Source organism: Streptomyces sp. TSRI0107, assembly GCF_001905845.1.
GTDB lineage: Bacteria > Actinomycetota > Actinomycetes > Streptomycetales > Streptomycetaceae > Streptomyces.
This window is the reverse complement of the sequence record NZ_LIVZ01000023.1, coordinates 1-15,699: the sequence shown is the minus strand read 5'-3', so window position 1 is coordinate 15,699 and position 15,699 is coordinate 1. Positions and strand designations below refer to the sequence as shown.

Here is a 15,699-nt window from a genome sequence, read left to right as displayed (position 1 = left end):
CATGGGGAGCGGGGGAAACACGAGTGGCCGGGGACACCGCCTCCCGGCCACTGTGCCACGCCCGTGAATCAGGCGCTCGCGCAAGCGGTCCCGTTGAGCGTGAAGGTTTTCGGGGCCGCGCTGTCGCCGCCGTGGTTCGCCTGGTAGCCGATGGTGACGCTGCCGTTCGGCGCGATCGTGCCGTTGTAGGCCGCGTTCGTCGCCGTCACCGCGCCGGACGCCGGTGTGTAGGTGGCGCCCCAGCCGTTGGTGATGGTCTGGCCGCCGGGCAGGGTGAAGCCCAGCTTCCACCCGTTGACCGCGGTCGTCCCGGTGTTGGTGATCGTCACGGAGCCGGTGAGTCCGGTGCTCCAGGCGCTGGTCGTGGCGGTCACCTTGCAGCCGGCCGGCTGGGGCTGCGGGGCGGGGCCGGAGCCGTCGAGGCCGAAGAAGGTGAGGACGCGGGCGCCCATGGTGCCGTAGGAGTACAGGTTGTGCCCGACGCCCTGGAGGCTGATCGCCTCGACGGGGGCCTGGTCACCGGTGCCGCCGTAGCGGGTGCGGGTCCAGCCGGTGGCGGGGGTGTCGGTGGACGCCGGGGTGCGGCTCACGCCCAGGACGTTCGTCCACTGGTCGATCTCCTCGCCGAAGTTGGGGTAGCGCAGCACGTCGTCCTCGGTGCCGTGCCACAGCTGCATGCGGGGCCGGGGGCCGCTGTAGCCCGGGTGGGCGCCGCGGACCAGGTCGCCCCACTGCTGCGGGGTGCGGGTCACGGTGCCGTTCGCGCAGGCGCTGTTCCACTCGGAGCCGTCGGTGGTGGCGAAGCAGCCGAAGGGGACCCCGGCGAAGGCGGCGCCGGCGGCGAAGACGTCCGGGTAGACGCCCAGCAGGACGTTGGTCATCATCGCGCCGGAGGAGATGCCGGTGGCGAACACCCGCTTCGGGTCGGCGTCGTAGGTGCCGAGGACCCAGTCGACCATCGACTTGATGCCGGCCGGGTCGCTGCCGCCGCCTCGCCGCAGGGCCTGCGGCGAGGAGACGTCGAAGCACTTGCTGGCGCGGGTGACCGACGGGTAGACGACGACGAAGCCGTAGCGGTCGGCGAGCGAGGCGTATTCGGTGCCGTTGTACATGGCCGGCCCGGAGCCGGTGCAGTAGTGCACGGCCACCAGGACCGCCGGGTTCGGGGTGACGCTCTCGGGGACGTACAGGTACATCTGGAGGTTGCTCGGGTTGCTGCCGAAGTCGGTGACCTCGGTGAGGGTCGCGTACGGCACGTCGGCGACGGCGTCGGTGCGGGCGGCGGCCGGGGGCGCGGCGAGGAGCAGCGCGGCGAGCAGCGGTACGAGCGCTCCGTAGAGCGCCACGAGTACCGGACGCAGGGGTCTTCTGACGGTAGTGCCGGGGGTGGCGGACACGTGGTCGTCCCTTCCTGTTCGCGGCTCGGGATCGTCGGTGAAGGGAGCACCGCCCAAGCGTGGAAGCGCTCCCACACCATCACACGGGGGCAACCGCTCCGCCGTTCACCATCGGTCCCGAGCGGCACGGGAGTGGCCGAATGTGTTCTGCGCGAAGCGTTGACCAGAAAGCGCTTGCCCTCTACGGTCCGTTCAACAGTGTGACCGACCGGCGTCCCCAAGGGCTGGAAAAGGTCGCACAGGCAAGCAAGGCTGTTCAACAGGCGAAACAACGTTCACAGACAGGAACAGAGAGAATCCCCTAACGCATCCGAAGGGACGCACCCGCATGCGTACACACCCCCACACGCACAGCCGCCGACGCGCGCTGACCGGAGCGCTGGCCGCGCTCGGCGTGTCCGTTGGCATGCTCATGACTACCGCACCGTCGGCGAACGCCGCGACCTGGCCCACCCCGAACGGCAGCCAGGCGGTCTCCTCGACCATCTCCCTGTCCGGCACCAAGGACTACGGGATGCAGCGCCTGTACGGCAGCGGCAACCTCGGCAGCGGCGGCCAGGACGAGGACCAGGGGCCGATCCTGAAGCTGGCCGCCGGCACCGTCCTGAAGAACGTCATCATCGGCGCACCCGCCGCGGACGGCATCCACTGCGAGGGCAGCTGCACGCTGCAGAACGTCTGGTGGGAGGACGTCGGCGAGGACGCCGCCACGTTCAAGGGCTCCTCGTCGTCGAACGTCTACACCATCTCGGGCGGCGGCGCGAAGGAAGCCAGCGACAAGGTGTTCCAGTTCAACGGCGCCGGAACGCTGAACATCTCGAACTTCGCGGTGAAGAACTTCGGCACCTTCGTCCGCTCCTGCGGCAACTGCTCAAGCCAGTACAAGCGGACGATCAACCTCAACACGATCGAGGCCACCTACAAGGGCGGCCGGCTCGTCGGCATCAACACCAACTACGGCGACAGCGCGACCCTCCGGGGCATCACCATCGTCGGCGACACCGGCAAGAAGATCGTCCCGTGCCAGAAGTACATCGGCAACGACGACGGTGACGAGCCGACCAGCAACGGCTCCGGCCCGGACGGCACCTACTGCAAGTACTCGTCGTCCGACATCACCTACAAGTAGCCCGCCCCGCACCGCCCCGGTGCCCCCGGCCGTACGAAGTGCCCGCACGGCGCTTCGTACGGCCGTCGCGTCGTGCGCCGCCCGTCAGTGGCTATCCACGCGCGCGTGGACCCGCGCCGCCAGCTCGCCCTGGTAGTCCGCGTAGGCCGCCCGCAGCCGCGCGCCCGGCCACTCGGCGGGCAGCAGCGCCTCGGGCAGGACGGGGTCCGCCAGCAGATGCCGGACGACGGCCGCGAACGCGGTGAGCCGGTCGGCCGGTCCCTCCGCCCGGGCGACATGGTCGAGCAGGGCCCGCGCGGTGCCGGCCCAGCCGTCCAGCGGCCACAGGTCCGCCGCCAGTTCGGCGGCCGGCCGCGCGGGGCGGACCGTGTAGCGCTCGGCCACCGGGTCCAGGTCGTCCGGCAGCGGCCGGCTCAGGTTGGCGGGGCGCAGCCAGACCCCTTCGCGCCGCTCGGCCAGGCGGAGGGCGGCGAGCCGGGTGCGCAGCTCCACGCGTTCGGCGGGGCCGCGACCGGTCGCCGTGACCACGACCATCTCCCAGTCGCCGTCCCACGCGCGCGTGCGCGGCCGCACGGCGTCGTCCTGGCGGCGCTGGCGGGCCAGCAGCCGGTCGCCGATGCGGTAGCCGGTCGGGGTGCGGCGCAGATCGCCGGCGGCCGTCATCCGGCTGAGCGCGGCGCGCAGCGTGGAGCCGCCGACGCCGAACGGGGCGACCGCGCGTGCCAGGTCCTTACCGGACAGCTCCGGCGGGTGGGCGCCGAGCAGCAGGCTCAGGACGACCGACCGCGCGGAGAGCGGGCGCAGGTCGAGTTCGTTCGTCGGCATGGAGCCGTACTCTATGGCGCGACTTCGCGTGTTGCACTATTGCTGCGGTCGAAGCGAGAGTGCAACACTCGGGTATGACCTCGACAGTCGCCCAGCCACAGCAGGACGCCACCACGCAGAGCGTCACCGCGCAGACCGTGACCGCGCAGACCGTGACCGCGCAGACCGCCACCACGCACACCGTCACGAATCAGCCGCCACCGCTCACGCCGTACGACGCCTCGGAGGACGCCGCCCTCCTGGAGGGCCTGCGCCGGGAGGGCGCCGGATGGGCCGAGGCGGATCTCCGGCGGCTCGGCCTGCGGGCCGGGAGCGAACAGGCCCAGGAGTGGGGCGACCTGGCCAACCGGCACGAACCGGTGCTGCGCACCCACGACCGGTACGGCCATCGCGTCGACGAGGTCGACTTCCATCCCGCCTGGCACCACCTGATGGAGGTGGCCGTCACCGAGGGGCTGGCCGGGGCGCCCTGGGCGGACGACCGGCCCGGCGCCCACGTCGCCCGCACGGCGGGCGGCCTGGTGTGGGGCCACGCGGAGGCCGGACACGGCTGCCCCACCTCCATGACGTACGCGGCCGTCCCCGCGCTGCGCCGCACCCCCGAGCTGGCCGAGGTGTACGAGCCGCTGCTGACCAGCCGGGAGTACGACCCCGGCCTGCGGATCCCGGCGGAGAAGCGCGGGCTGCTGGCCGGGATGGGGATGACCGAGAAGCAGGGCGGCTCCGACGTCCGGACCAACACCACCACCGCCACGCCCACCGCCGAGCCCGGCGTCTACACGCTGCGCGGGCACAAGTGGTTCACGTCGGCGCCGATGTGCGACGTGTTCCTGGTGCTGGCGCAGGCTCCCGAGGGCCTGTCCTGTTTCCTCGTCCCGCGCGTGCTGCCCGACGGCACCCGCAACGCCTTCCGCATCCAGCGGCTCAAGGAGAAGCTCGGCAACCGCTCCAACGCGTCCTCCGAGCCGGAGTTCGACGGGACCGTCGCCTGGCTGGTCGGCCCCGAGGGGCAGGGCGTCAAGACCATCATCGAGATGGTCAACTGCACCCGCCTGGACTGTGTGATGGCCTCGGCCACGCTGATGCGCAAGACCCTGGTGGAGGCGGGGCACCATGCGCGGCACCGCGGCGCGTTCGGGGCGCGGCTGCTCGACCAGCCGCTGATGCGCAACGTGCTCGCCGACCTCGCCCTGGAGTCGGAGGCGGCGACGACCCTGACGCTGCGGCTCGCGGGCGCCGCCGACCGGGCCGTGCGCGGGGACGCCGGGGAACGGGCGCTGCGCCGCATCGCCACCGCCGTCGGCAAGTACTGGGTCACCAAGCGGGGTCCGGCGTTCACCGCGGAGGCGCTGGAGTGCCTGGGCGGCAACGGCTACGTGGAGGAGTCCGGGATGCCCCGGCACTACCGCGAGGCCCCGCTGCTGTCGATCTGGGAGGGCTCCGGGAACGTCAACGCCCTCGACGTGCTGCGCGCGCTGGGCCGGGAACCCGCCGTCGCGGAGGCCCTGTTCGACGAACTCGACCTCGCGCGCGGAGCCGACGCGCGACTGGACGCGGCGGTGACCCGGCTCAAGGACGGCCTCGCCGAGGCGTCGCCCGTCGGTGCCCGCAGGCTGGTGGAGCACATGGCCCTCGCCCTGCAGGCCTCCCTGCTGGTCCGGTTCGCCCCGCCCGCCGTCGCGGACGCGTTCTGCGCCACGCGGCTGGGCGGTGACTGGGGGCACTCGTTCGGCACGCTGCCCGATTCGGCCGACCTCGACGCGATCCTCGAGCGGGCGCTTCCCGGCGGCGGCTGACCGCTCCGCGCGGGCACGCCGAGGTTGGCTCACAGTCGCCGGTCGATTCCGCCTCGTTGTCGGTGCCGTGGTGCAGACTCACGAGCGGTGGGGCACCGGGCGTGGGGAGGACGGCGTGTTCACGGGGATCGACGAGGTCGACTGGGCCTCGCTGCGGCATGCGTACGGCAGCGCGGAGGACGTGCCCGGACTGCTCCGGGGACTCGCCTCCGCGGACCCCGCCGAGCGGGAGACGGCGCTCGACGGGATGTACGGGGCGGTGCACCACCAGGGCGACGTGTACGACTCGACGCTGGCCTGCGTGCCGTTCCTGCCAGGCTGGCCGGCCGCGCGGAGGTGGCGGACCGGGGCGGCCTCGTCGAGCTGCTGGTCAGCATCGGCGGGCACGGCGAGGAGGAGGGCGAGGGCGGGGCCGACGGCCTCCGCGCGGCAGCCGGGGCGGCCGTGCGGGCGGGCGCCGACACCTTCACGCGGCTCGCCGGGGACGCGGACCCGGGAGTGCGGCGGGCGGCCGCCGGGGCGCTCGTCCGTTTCCTGGACGAGCCGGACCGGGTGCTGGCCCTGGTGCGCGAGCGGATCACGGTCGAGCGGGACGACCGGGTCCTCATCGCGCTCACCGAGGCCCTCGGCCGCTTCGCCCGCATGCACCCGGCGCACGCCGCCGACGCCGTGGCCCTGCTGGCCGCGCAGAGCGCACCGCCGTACGGCCCCGGGCTGCGGCTCGCGGCGCTCGGCCAGCTCGCCGCGAGCGCGCCCGACCGGCTGCCGGCCGACCTCGCGCCCACCGTCGTAGGACTGCTGCGGGAGCGGTCCGAGCGGCGGCCCCGGCGGCCGGACCGGCCGAGCCACCCGCACACCGACACCCTGGTCGGCCGGCTGCGGCGGCTGCGGCCCTCGGACGAGGAGGGCGCCCGGCTGCTGCGCACCCTGCACGGCGCCCTCGACGACCGCGTGGACGACCGGATCGCCCTGCTCTGCGGGCAGCTGACCGGCCCCGACCCCGTCGACCGGTGCAACGCGGTATGGATGGCACCGGGCCTGTTCCACACCTGGCGGGCCGACTACGCCCGCCCCGTCGCCCTGATCGGGGAGCAACTCGGCGAGGAGCACGACCGGTTGCGGGACGCCGCGGTGGCCGTGCTCGAGGACCTTTTCAGCCTGGCCGCCCCGGCCGCCGACTCCCTCGCCGCGCTGGTCGCCTCGCGCCCCGACCTGTGGACACGCCGGTGGGAGCACGGCCCGCCGAGTCTGGGCCGCCCGCTGAAGGCCCTGGCCCGGATCGGGGACGCGCGGTCCGTGCCGGTGCTCGCCGAGGTGCTGGCGGGCCCGGTCGTGCCGGACGACGCGGCAGCGGCGGTCGTCCACCTGGGACCGGCCGCGGCCCCGCTCGCCCCGGCGCTGCGGCACCACCTCGAAGAGGCACCGCTCGACTCGCCGGAGGCGGGCACCCGGATCCACTGGCTGCTGTCGGCGCTCGGCGCACTGGGCGACACGGAAGCGCTCCCGAGGGTGCTGCGGATCCTGCGGCGGCCGGCCGACGGCTCGCACCCCTCCGCCGACACGCTCGTCCCGCTCGCGCTCCGGACGCTCGCCGCGTTCGGTCCGGCCGCGCGCGAGTCCCTGCCGGTGGTACGGCGGCTGCTGCGCTCCGGGTACGCGGTGGCGGCCGCGGAGGCGTGGTGGGCGGTGGCGCGGGACGCCGACGCGGTCCTGCCGGTGCTGCTCGGCGAGCTGGAACGGGAGGGCCGTACGGCCGCGCGGGTGCTGGAGCTGCTGGGGCCCGAGGCACGTCCGGCGGTGCCCGCGCTGCGGCGCCTGGCCGGGTCCGAGCGGCTGTGGGACCGGACGGCCGCCGCGTGCGCCCTCTCGCGGATCACCGGGGATGTCGGCTCCGTCGCGCCGCTCCTGCGCGCCGCCTGGGCGGAGAACCCCTGGACCCGCCAGCCGATCGCCGACTGCCTCGCCGCGCTCGCCGACGCCGCCGCGCCGCTGCGGGACCTGGCCGAGACGGAACTCGCCACCCGCCGCCGGCACACGGCCCGGCCGGACGGGCGCGGCAGCCATGACGTGCCGGCGGACGAGGCGCTGCTGCGGGTGTGCCGGGTGGTGGCGGAGGCGTAGGCGGGCGTTCCCGGGCGGTGCCCGGACAGGTCGCCGTCCGTCGCCGACACGGCTCTGACCTGCTGCGACGGCGTCCTGAGAGGTGACTGTCAGTGGTGGGGTGCAGACTTGCCGATGTCTGGGACGAAGATGTCGCGGAGGTGATCGGCATGACCGACGTACTGCTCGCCGTGGGCACGCGCAAAGGCCTGTTCATCGGGCGCCGGCGAGGTGGCGTGTGGGAGTTCGACGAGAGTCCCTACTTCAACGCGCAGGCCGTGTACTCGGTCGCCATCGACACCCGTGGGCCCACACCGCGCCTGCTGGCCGGGGGCGACAGCGCGCACTGGGGACCGTCCGTGTTCCACTCCGACGACCTCGGCCACACCTGGACCGAGCCGTCACGGCCCGCCGTCAAGTTCCCGCAGGACACGGAGGCCTCGCTGGAGCGGGTGTGGCAGCTGCACCCGTCGGCCGCCGAGGCGGACGTGGTCTACGCGGGCACCGAACCGGCGGCGCTGTACCGCTCGGAGGACCGCGGGGAGAGCTTCACCCTGGTGCGGCCCCTTTGGGAGCACCCCACCCGTTCCCAATGGGTGCCGGGCGGCGGCGGGGAGGGCCTGCACACCGTGCTGACCGACCAGCGCGATCCGAAGTCCGTGACGGTCGCCGTGTCGACGGCCGGGGTGTTCCGCACCACCGACGGCGGAGCCAGCTGGGTCCCGTCCAACTCCGGTGTGTCCGCGGTGTTCCTGCCCGACCCGAACCCGGAGTTCGGCCAGTGCGTGCACAAGGTCGCCCGGGACGCGGCCGACCCGGACCGGCTGTATCTGCAGAACCACTGGGGGGTGTACCGCAGCGACGACGCGGGCGCCCACTGGACCGACATCGGCGAGGGCCTGCCGTCCACGTTCGGTTTCGCCGTCACGACCCATCCGCGCCGCGGGGACACGGCGTACGTGTTCCCGATCACCGCGGACTCCGACCGCGTGCCCGCCGGGCGGCGCTGCCGGGTGTTCCGCACCGCGGACGCGGGCCGGACCTGGGAACCGCTGGCGGCGGGCCTGCCGCAGGAGGACCACTACGGCACCGTGCTGCGCGACGCGATGTGCACGGACGACGCCGACCCCGCGGGCGTCTACTTCGGCAACCGCAACGGCGAGGTGTACGCGTCGGCCGACGACGGCGACAGCTGGCGGCAGTTGGCCCACCACCTGCCGGACGTGCTGTGCGTGCGGGCCGCGGTGGTCGCGTGAGCCGATGACGAGCGTGCCGGTCCGGTCCGGCCCTTGGCCACCGGTTGATCACCCTGTGCCGTACGGCAGTAGGGTGACGCCGTGGCACCACGACCGTTGCATGAAATCGTCGAACCGGGCTGGGCGAAGGCCCTCGAACCCGTCGCCGGAAGGATCGCCGAGATGGGCGACTTCCTGCGCGCGGAGATCGCCGCGGGACGCACCTATCTCCCGGCCGGACAGAACGTCCTGCGGGCCTTCCAGCAACCCTTCGACGAGGTGAGGGTCCTGATCGTCGGACAGGACCCTTACCCGACACCGGGGCACGCGGTGGGGCTGTCGTTCTCCGTGGCCCCGGACGTCCGGCCGCTGCCCGGCAGTCTGATCAACATCTTCCGCGAGCTGCACACCGACCTGGGACTGCCCCAGCCGTCGAATGGCGACCTCACGCCGTGGACCCGGCAGGGCGTGCTGCTGCTCAACAGGGCGCTCACCACGGCCCCGCGCAAGCCGGCGGCGCACCGGGGCAAGGGCTGGGAGGAGGTCACCGAGCAGGCCATACGCGCGCTGGCCGCCCGCGGCAAGCCACTGGTGTCGATCCTGTGGGGCCGGGACGCCCGCAACCTGCGTCCGCTGCTCGGCGACCTGCCGGCGGTGGAGTCCGCGCACCCCTCCCCCATGTCTGCCGACCGCGGCTTCTTCGGCTCACGCCCGTTCAGCCGCGCCAACGACCTGCTGATGCGCCAGGGCGGCCAACCGGTGGACTGGCGCCTGTCGTGACGTCCGGGGCCGGGACCTCAGCGGGCGTCGGGCCGTCCGGTTCCGCCGGATTCCTCGCCGTCGACTCGGGAGGTTCCGGGCTGCGCGTCGTCGTCGGCACGGCGGATGCCGGGCCGCTCGGGCAGCGCGAGTCACGGGTGCCGGTGCGCACAGGCTCGCGGGGCATCGACGCCGGGCACCTGATGGAGCAACTGGTGCCGCTGGTCCGGTCGTTGACCGCCGAGACGGGTGTCGTGGAGCTGACGACGGCCGCCGTCGGCGCCGCCGGTTTCGGGACGCTGGGTGACGCGCTGCGCGCCGAACTGCCGGACGCCCTGCGGCGGGAGTTCGGCATCCACGCGGCCGCCCTCGCCGCTGACGCCGTCACGGCGTACGTCGGCGCGCTGGGCCCGCGCCCCGGCGCCGTGATCGCCGCGGGCACGGGTCTGATCGCTCTGGGTACGGATCTGGCCGAATGGCGGCGCGCGGACGGCTGGGGCCATCTGCTCGGCGACTGCGGCGGCGGCGCCTGGATCGGCCGGGCGGGACTGGAGGCGGCGCTGCGCGCCCACGACGGCCGGGAGGGCGGCTCCGCGCCGCTCATGGCCTGCGCGCGGGCACAGTTCGGCCCGCTGCCGGAACTCCCCGGCGCGCTGTATCCCCGTACGGACCGTCCGGCCGTCCTGGCCTCCTTCGCGCCCCAGGTGGCGGCGTGCGCGGAGACGGATCCCGTCGCCGCGGACATCCTCCGCGCCGCGGCCCGGCAGATGGCCGACTCGGCGGCCGCGGTGTGCCCGTCGGAGGGGGAGCCGGAAGTCGGCCTCACCGGAGGCCTGTTCAAGATGGGCGAGCCGCTGCTCGCCCCGGTGCGGGCGGAGCTGCTGAAGCGGCTGCCGCACGCGCGCTGCGTGTGGGCCGAGGGCGATCCGCTGCACGGCGCGGTGCGGATCGCCACCGCGCTGGCGACGGGCACGCTCGCGCTCCCGAGGGACGAGCGGCTGCTCTGCACGGCGACCCTGCCGGACTGATCCGGCGACGGCGATTCGGCCATAAAGTTTCGGCCATTCGAGCGAGGGTCGACGCGAGTGACTGTAGGTAAACCCGCTGATCAGTTCGGATCTCCCCGTAACTCATCAGACAAAACCGGACGGAAACCGCTCACCTGCACCCTCCCCGAACAGGGGAACCCAGTAAGCCAGTAACATGCGGCGCCATGAGCTCCCCCACTGGGCCCGCGTCCGGCCTGCCAGTACGAATGCCGCGCCCCCGCCAGCCCGGGCGGCACCGCCGACCCGAGCCCCTGGCGGCTCCCGAGGGCGCGCCCGCGCTCGTCCTCGCGGTACCGGGCACGCCCAGCGCCGCCACCCGCGGCCTCGCCGAGGAGATCGTGAGCATCGCCCGCTCCGAGCTGCCCGGCCTCGACGCCCGGATCGGGTACGTCGACGGGGACGACACCGAGTTCCCCACGCTCCAGGCCGTGCTGGCGCACGCCGCCGACGAGCGCACCGCCCGCTACGAGCAGGCACTCGCCGCGGGTCTCGAGATCAAGGAGCCCGAGGGCCCCGTCGCCGTCGTGGTGCCCCTGCTGGCCGGTCCGGACGCCGCGCTGCTGCGCCAGGTCCGCCAGGCCGTGATGGACAGCCGCGTCGCCGCCGAGCTGACCGATGTGCTCGGCCCGCACCCGCTGCTCGCCGAGGCGCTGCACGTGCGCCTGTCGGAGGCCGGTCTGGCCCGCGCCGACCGCGCCCGGCTGTTCACCGTGGCGACCGCCGCGGACGGCATCATCCTGGCGTCCGTCGGCGGCGAGGAGGCCGTTCAGGCGGCCGGGATCACCGGCATGCTGCTCGCCGCGCGGCTGGCCGTGCCGGTGATGGCGGCGGCCCTCGACCAGGAGGGCTCGATCGCCTCCGTGGCCGAGCAGCTCCGCTCCTCCGGCTCGCAGCAGCTGGCGCTGGCGCCGTACCTGATCGGCCCGGAGATCGACGCCGCGCTGGTCGAGGCGGCCGCCGCCGAGGCCGGCTGCTCCGCCGCCGAGGCGCTGGGCCCGTACCCGGCGATCGGCAAGCTGGCGCTGGCCAAGTACACGACGGCGCTGGGCATCGCCCCGCAGCAGCCGCAGGGCACGCCGGTCCGCTGACCGGGCCCTGCCGCAGGCCGTTCGACGCGTAAGAGGCCGTACGACCCGTAGGACGGCCGTACGGCGCAAGGGCCCGCTCCCCGCCGGGAGCGGGCCCTTCGCTCATCCGACGACCACGCAGGAGGCCGCCGGCACGTCGACCGCGCCGCCGCGCCGGGGCCGGCCCGTGGCCGGGTCGGCGTCGAACCAGGTGACGTCGCCGGAGCGCTCGTTCGCGACGTACAGGCGGCCGTCCGAGGCGGTGAGGGCGCGGGGCCAGTGGCCGCCGCAGGGGACCGTCGCGGTCAGCCGCAGCGTGTCGCCCTCGACGGTGAACACGGACAGCACGTCCTCGCCGCGGGTGGCGGTCCACACGAAGCGGCCGTCGGGCGAGACGACGATGCCCGACGGGTAGGCGTCGCCGGCCGGTGCGCCGGGCAGCACCGGCGTCTCGGTCAGCGGCCGCAGCACGCCGTCCTCGGCGTCCCAGCGGCAGACGGTGACGGTCGGGCTGAGTTCGTTGACGACGTACGCGTACTCGCCGTCCGGATGGAAGGCCAGGTGGCGCGGTCCGGAGCCGGGCCGCAGCGGGGTCTCCCGGTGCGGGACGAGACCGCCCTCCTTGAGGACGCTCACGCGCGCGGAGTCGGTGCCGAGGTCGACGCTGACGATCCACCGTCCGCTCGGGTCGGGCTGCACCTGGTGGGCGTGCGGGCCCTGCTGGCGGGGCGTGCAGGGACCGGATCCGGTGTGCTGGAGGGTGGCGGAGGCGGCGGCCGCGAGGGTGCCGTCGGGGCGCAGCGGCACGACGGTGACGCTGCCGGAGCCGTAGTCGGCGGTCAGGACGTGTCCGGCGTGCACGCCGAGGTGGGTCGGCCCGCCGCCGACGGGGACGAGCGGGCCGGCGAGCTCGGGCACCCCGCCGTCCACCCGGTACGCGGCCACCGCGCCCTGGGCCGTCTCACTGACCGCGTAGAGCATGCGCCCGCCGGGTGCCAGGGCCAGGTAGGAGGGATCGGGCACACCGTCGACGCTCGCGCCGAGGGTCAGCGCGCCAGTGCCCGGATCGACGTCCGCCACCACCACGCCGGGGCCGCCGGCCGCCGTGAACGACCCGATGAACGCCCGCCGCCGCTGTCCGCCGTCTGCCACCGCTGTCCCCTCTCGGTCCTGGGCTTCCGGAGGTGACGTTAGCAGCGGATCGCAGAAGGTCTAGACCAACAGGGCGAAATCTCTGGCAGGCGACACCCGGCCACCGGGGTCACGCCCCGACGAGCGGCGACCCCGACGGCGCCCGCAGCGGCGTGGCGAGTTCCGCCAGCGCGCGCTCCAAGCCGTGGAGATGGGCGAGCGCCGGCTCCGCGGCGGGTGGCTGCGGCGCCAGGGCGGGAACGCCCTGCTCGGCCGGACCGCCGGTCAGGGCCTCCACCGCCGCCTGGACCCGCCAGCACGCGGCGGCGAGGCGGGCGTCGTGGGAGGCCTCCGGGTCGGCGGCGACGGCGACCAGGCCGCGGACCTCGCGGGCGCAGTCGTCGAGCAGGGCCAGCACCCGGCGGGCCCGCCGCTTGCGGCCCAGCATCGGGTTCAGCGGGTGCACCAGAGGGGCGACGGCGAGCCGGACGCGGGCGAGCAGCAGTTCCAGGTCGGCCACGCCCGGGGCGGGGTCGGCGTCCGGGTCGCCCGCGAGCCGGGCGGCGGTCTCGGCGGTGCAGGCGTGCACGGAGCGCAGGGCGCGCTGGATCCAGGCGTCGGTGACCCGGTGGGTGGTGACCGGGAGGACGAACAGCACGGCCAGGACGGCGCCGAGCGCGCCGACGCCGGTCTCGACGAGGCGCAGGGCGAGCAGCGCGGGGTCGAGCACGCCGAGGAGGCCGTAGAGCAGCCCGGCGAGGAGGGTGACGCAGAGCATCATCCAGGTGTAGGACACCGCGGCCGTGTAGAAGATACCGAAGACGCAGACGGCGATCAGCGCGACGGAGGGGGCGGCGGCGCCGTGCAGCGGGACCGCGGCCAGCACGGCGAGGCCGATGCCGAGCACCGTGCCGAGGACCCGGCGGAAGCCGCGGACCAGGGTCTCGCCGCGCGAGGTGGTGTTCACGAAGATCCACCAGGTGGCGCCGACGGCCCAGTACCAGCGCTCCCCGGACACCAGCTGGCCCACGACCAGCGCGAAGCCCGCGCCGACGGTCGCCTGGATCGCCTGCCGGGTGGTGATCCGGGCGAGGCCGGCGCCGGCCGGCGGGGCCACGGTGGGCGCCGGGGGCAGCCGGCGCTCGTAGCACCACAGCCCGAACCGCACCGCCGCCGCGACGAGCACGGACAGCACGACGGCGGCGTACAGCTCGGGCAGCTGCCGCGGGGTCGCCTGGAGGAACTGGGCGATGAAGTAGGTCATGAACGCGAACACGCCGAGGCTGTGCCCGCGCGGGCCCCAGCGGCGGGCGTAGACGCCCGCGCCGACCACGGCGAGGAAGACGAGGTCGCGGACCACGGGCCGATCGTGCACCACGGCCGCCACGGCGAGCACCGGCAGGCCGACCAGCGGCAGCGACGCCGTGGTGACGGCCTGACGGCGGACGGTGGCGTCGGTGACGGTGAACAGGGCGAGCAGCGCGGCGAGGCCGCCGATGACGGCGCCGACGAGGGAGTGGCCGGCGAGGCCGCAGACGGCCACGGCGAGGCCGATACCGAGAACCGCGCGCGTCGCGAAACGCAGCCGCGTCCGCCCCGGGTCCGGAGCCACGAACACCCTCTTCAGCACTGCTTACCGCCCCCTGGAATGGATCTGGAGATGATCTGGAGATGTCGGCATGAAAAAGGCGCCGCGGAATCCGCAGCGCCATCGACCTCCACATGACAGCACCTTCTCCGCCAGTGGCTCAAGTGCTCCCGGATTCACTGGTCCATTGGCCCAGCGGGGCGGCTCGGGATGCGGCCGGCACCGGACCATCGGACCATGGCGAGTGGTTCAGCCGGGCAGGCGAGTGGTTCAGCCGGGCGGCGGACAGCCGGGCCATTGGTACAGTCGATCTTGATCACCAGGTCTTCGTGATCACCGTAGGAGGGGCCGGGCACATGGCGGTGGACGAGCTGGACACCCGCATCCTGCGGCTGCTGCTGGAGCAGCCGCGCACGAGTGTGCGGGAGTACGCCCGCATCCTCGGGGTCGCCCGCGGCACCCTCCAGGCCCGGCTGGACCGGCTGGAGCGGGACGGGGTGATCACCGGCACGGGCCCGGCGCTCTCCCCCGCCGCCCTCGGCCACCCGGTGCTGGCCTTCGTCCACATCGAGGTCACCCAGGGCCATCTCGACGACGTGGGCGACGCGCTCGCCGGGGTGCCCGAGATCGTCGAGGCCTTCTCGATCACGGGCGGCGGCGACCTGCTCACTCGGGTCGTGGCCCGGGACAACGCCCACCTGGAGGACGTGATCCAGAAGCTGATCAGTCTCCCCGGCGTGGTCCGCACCCGCACGGAGGTCGCCCTGCGGGAGCGCGTGCCCCACCGCCTGCTGCCGCTCGTCGAGTCGATCGGGCGGGCCTCGAAGGGTTGAGCCCACGGCTCCCGTCCCCGCCGATCCCGCCGTGATCCATTCTTGGCATCCTGGTTCCATGAGCACTCTCGGCGGCATCTCGGTCATCTTCGATCTCGACGGAACGCTCGTGGACAGCGAGCCGAACTACTACGAAGCGGGCCGACAGGTCCTCGCCGAGCAGGGCGTACCCGGCTACACATGGGCGGATCACGAGCGGTACGTCGGCATCAGCACGCTGGACACCATCGCCGACTGGAAACGGCGGTACGACCTGACCGCGCCCACGCAGGAGCTGTTCGCCGCCAAGAACCGCCGCTACCTGGAGCTGGCCCGCGCCGCGACGCCCACCTACCCGGAGATGCGCAAGTTCGTGGAACTGCTCGCCTCCGAAGGCGTCCCGATGGCGGTGGCGTCCGGCTCGTCACCGGAGGCCATCGCGGCGATCCTGGCCGCGACCGGCCTGGACGCGTTCCTCCGTACGACCGTCTCCGCCGACGAGGTCCCGCACGGCAAGCCCGCCCCCGACGTCTTCCTGGAGGCGGCCCGCCGGCTCGGCGCGGCCCCCGCCGACTGCGTGGTCGTGGAGGACGCCGCCCCGGGCGCCACCGCCGCACAGGCGGCCGGCATGCGCTGCATCGCCGTCCCGTACGTCGCCGACCAGGCCGACGACCCCGGGTTCGCCGGCGCCGGCCTGCTGTTCCGCGGTGGCCAGCCGGAGTTCACGGCACGGGCGGCGTACGACTGGCTCACCCGCTAGGTGTATTGGCCTGGAGCGTTGTTCACTCGGCTGATTGGCGATTGGCCTGCG

The 15,699-nt window shown here is 74.2% G+C and carries 13 protein-coding genes; 9 read left to right on the top strand and 4 right to left on the bottom strand.

What is annotated here, in order from left to right:
* Window positions 1-68: 68 nt before the first annotated feature.
* Entirely contained in the window at window positions 69-1,397 is a 1,329-nt protein-coding gene (locus AMK31_RS37920) for an extracellular catalytic domain type 1 short-chain-length polyhydroxyalkanoate depolymerase (RefSeq protein ID WP_079187116.1), read from the bottom strand.
* A 328-nt stretch (window positions 1,398-1,725) separates the two neighbouring features.
* Here AMK31_RS37920 and AMK31_RS37915 point away from each other — a divergent pair, with 328 nt between their 5' ends.
* On the top strand, window positions 1,726-2,526 hold the full coding sequence (locus AMK31_RS37915; RefSeq protein WP_073945311.1) for a pectate lyase: 801 nt from the start codon (window positions 1,726-1,728) through the stop codon (window positions 2,524-2,526).
* 84 nt (window positions 2,527-2,610) lie between these two features.
* Here the strand turns inward: AMK31_RS37915 and AMK31_RS37910 are convergent, their stop codons facing one another.
* On the bottom strand, window positions 2,611-3,351 hold the full coding sequence (locus AMK31_RS37910; protein ID WP_073945310.1) for a PaaX family transcriptional regulator C-terminal domain-containing protein: 741 nt from the start codon (window positions 3,349-3,351) through the stop codon (window positions 2,611-2,613).
* Between the two features lie 74 nt (window positions 3,352-3,425).
* On the opposite strand from AMK31_RS37910, the gene AMK31_RS37905 reads away from it, so the two are divergent.
* From AMK31_RS37905 to AMK31_RS37880, 6 genes are all read left to right on the top strand, one after another.
* Window positions 3,426-5,147 carry an acyl-CoA dehydrogenase family protein gene (locus tag AMK31_RS37905; protein WP_079187115.1) on the top strand — a complete coding sequence of 574 codons (1,722 nt, stop codon included), beginning with the start codon at window positions 3,426-3,428 and terminating at the stop codon, window positions 5,145-5,147.
* A gap of 336 nt (window positions 5,148-5,483) precedes the next feature.
* The gene (locus tag AMK31_RS37900) at window positions 5,484-7,268 is read left to right on the top strand and encodes a HEAT repeat domain-containing protein (protein ID WP_385312983.1); all 1,785 of its coding nucleotides are present in this window, start codon (window positions 5,484-5,486) and stop codon (window positions 7,266-7,268) included.
* A gap of 92 nt (window positions 7,269-7,360) precedes the next feature.
* Entirely contained in the window at window positions 7,361-8,503 is a 1,143-nt protein-coding gene (locus tag AMK31_RS37895) for a WD40/YVTN/BNR-like repeat-containing protein (RefSeq protein ID WP_073945309.1), read from the top strand.
* Window positions 8,504-8,584: 81 nt separating this feature from the next.
* A complete protein-coding gene (locus AMK31_RS37890; RefSeq protein ID WP_073945308.1) occupies window positions 8,585-9,262 on the top strand; it encodes a uracil-DNA glycosylase in 678 nt (225 codons plus the stop codon).
* Window positions 9,259-10,269 (top strand): N-acetylglucosamine kinase, encoded by a 1,011-nt coding sequence (locus tag AMK31_RS37885; RefSeq protein WP_073945307.1) that lies wholly within the window; start codon window positions 9,259-9,261, stop codon window positions 10,267-10,269. The genes AMK31_RS37890 and AMK31_RS37885 overlap by 4 nt, the downstream gene beginning before the upstream one ends.
* Before the next feature lie 185 nt (window positions 10,270-10,454).
* Complete coding sequence (locus tag AMK31_RS37880) at window positions 10,455-11,378, top strand: sirohydrochlorin chelatase (protein ID WP_107468847.1); 924 nt, start codon at window positions 10,455-10,457, stop codon at window positions 11,376-11,378.
* 102 nt (window positions 11,379-11,480) lie between these two features.
* Here the strand turns inward: AMK31_RS37880 and AMK31_RS37875 are convergent, their stop codons facing one another.
* Together AMK31_RS37875 and AMK31_RS37870 are read right to left on the bottom strand one after the other, a co-directional pair.
* Window positions 11,481-12,509 carry a lactonase family protein gene (locus AMK31_RS37875; RefSeq protein WP_073945305.1) on the bottom strand — a complete coding sequence of 343 codons (1,029 nt, stop codon included), beginning with the start codon at window positions 12,507-12,509 and terminating at the stop codon, window positions 11,481-11,483.
* Window positions 12,510-12,618: 109 nt separating this feature from the next.
* Entirely contained in the window at window positions 12,619-14,118 is a 1,500-nt protein-coding gene (locus tag AMK31_RS37870; protein WP_073945304.1) for an FUSC family protein, read from the bottom strand.
* Window positions 14,119-14,432: 314 nt separating this feature from the next.
* Between AMK31_RS37870 and AMK31_RS37865 the strand changes: the two genes are divergently transcribed.
* Window positions 14,433-14,909, top strand: coding sequence for an Lrp/AsnC family transcriptional regulator (locus AMK31_RS37865; RefSeq protein WP_073945303.1), 477 nt, complete (start codon window positions 14,433-14,435; stop codon window positions 14,907-14,909).
* Between the two features lie 58 nt (window positions 14,910-14,967).
* Window positions 14,968-15,648 carry an HAD family hydrolase gene (locus AMK31_RS37860; RefSeq protein WP_073945302.1) on the top strand — a complete coding sequence of 227 codons (681 nt, stop codon included), beginning with the start codon at window positions 14,968-14,970 and terminating at the stop codon, window positions 15,646-15,648.
* Window positions 15,649-15,699: the final 51 nt, after the last annotated feature.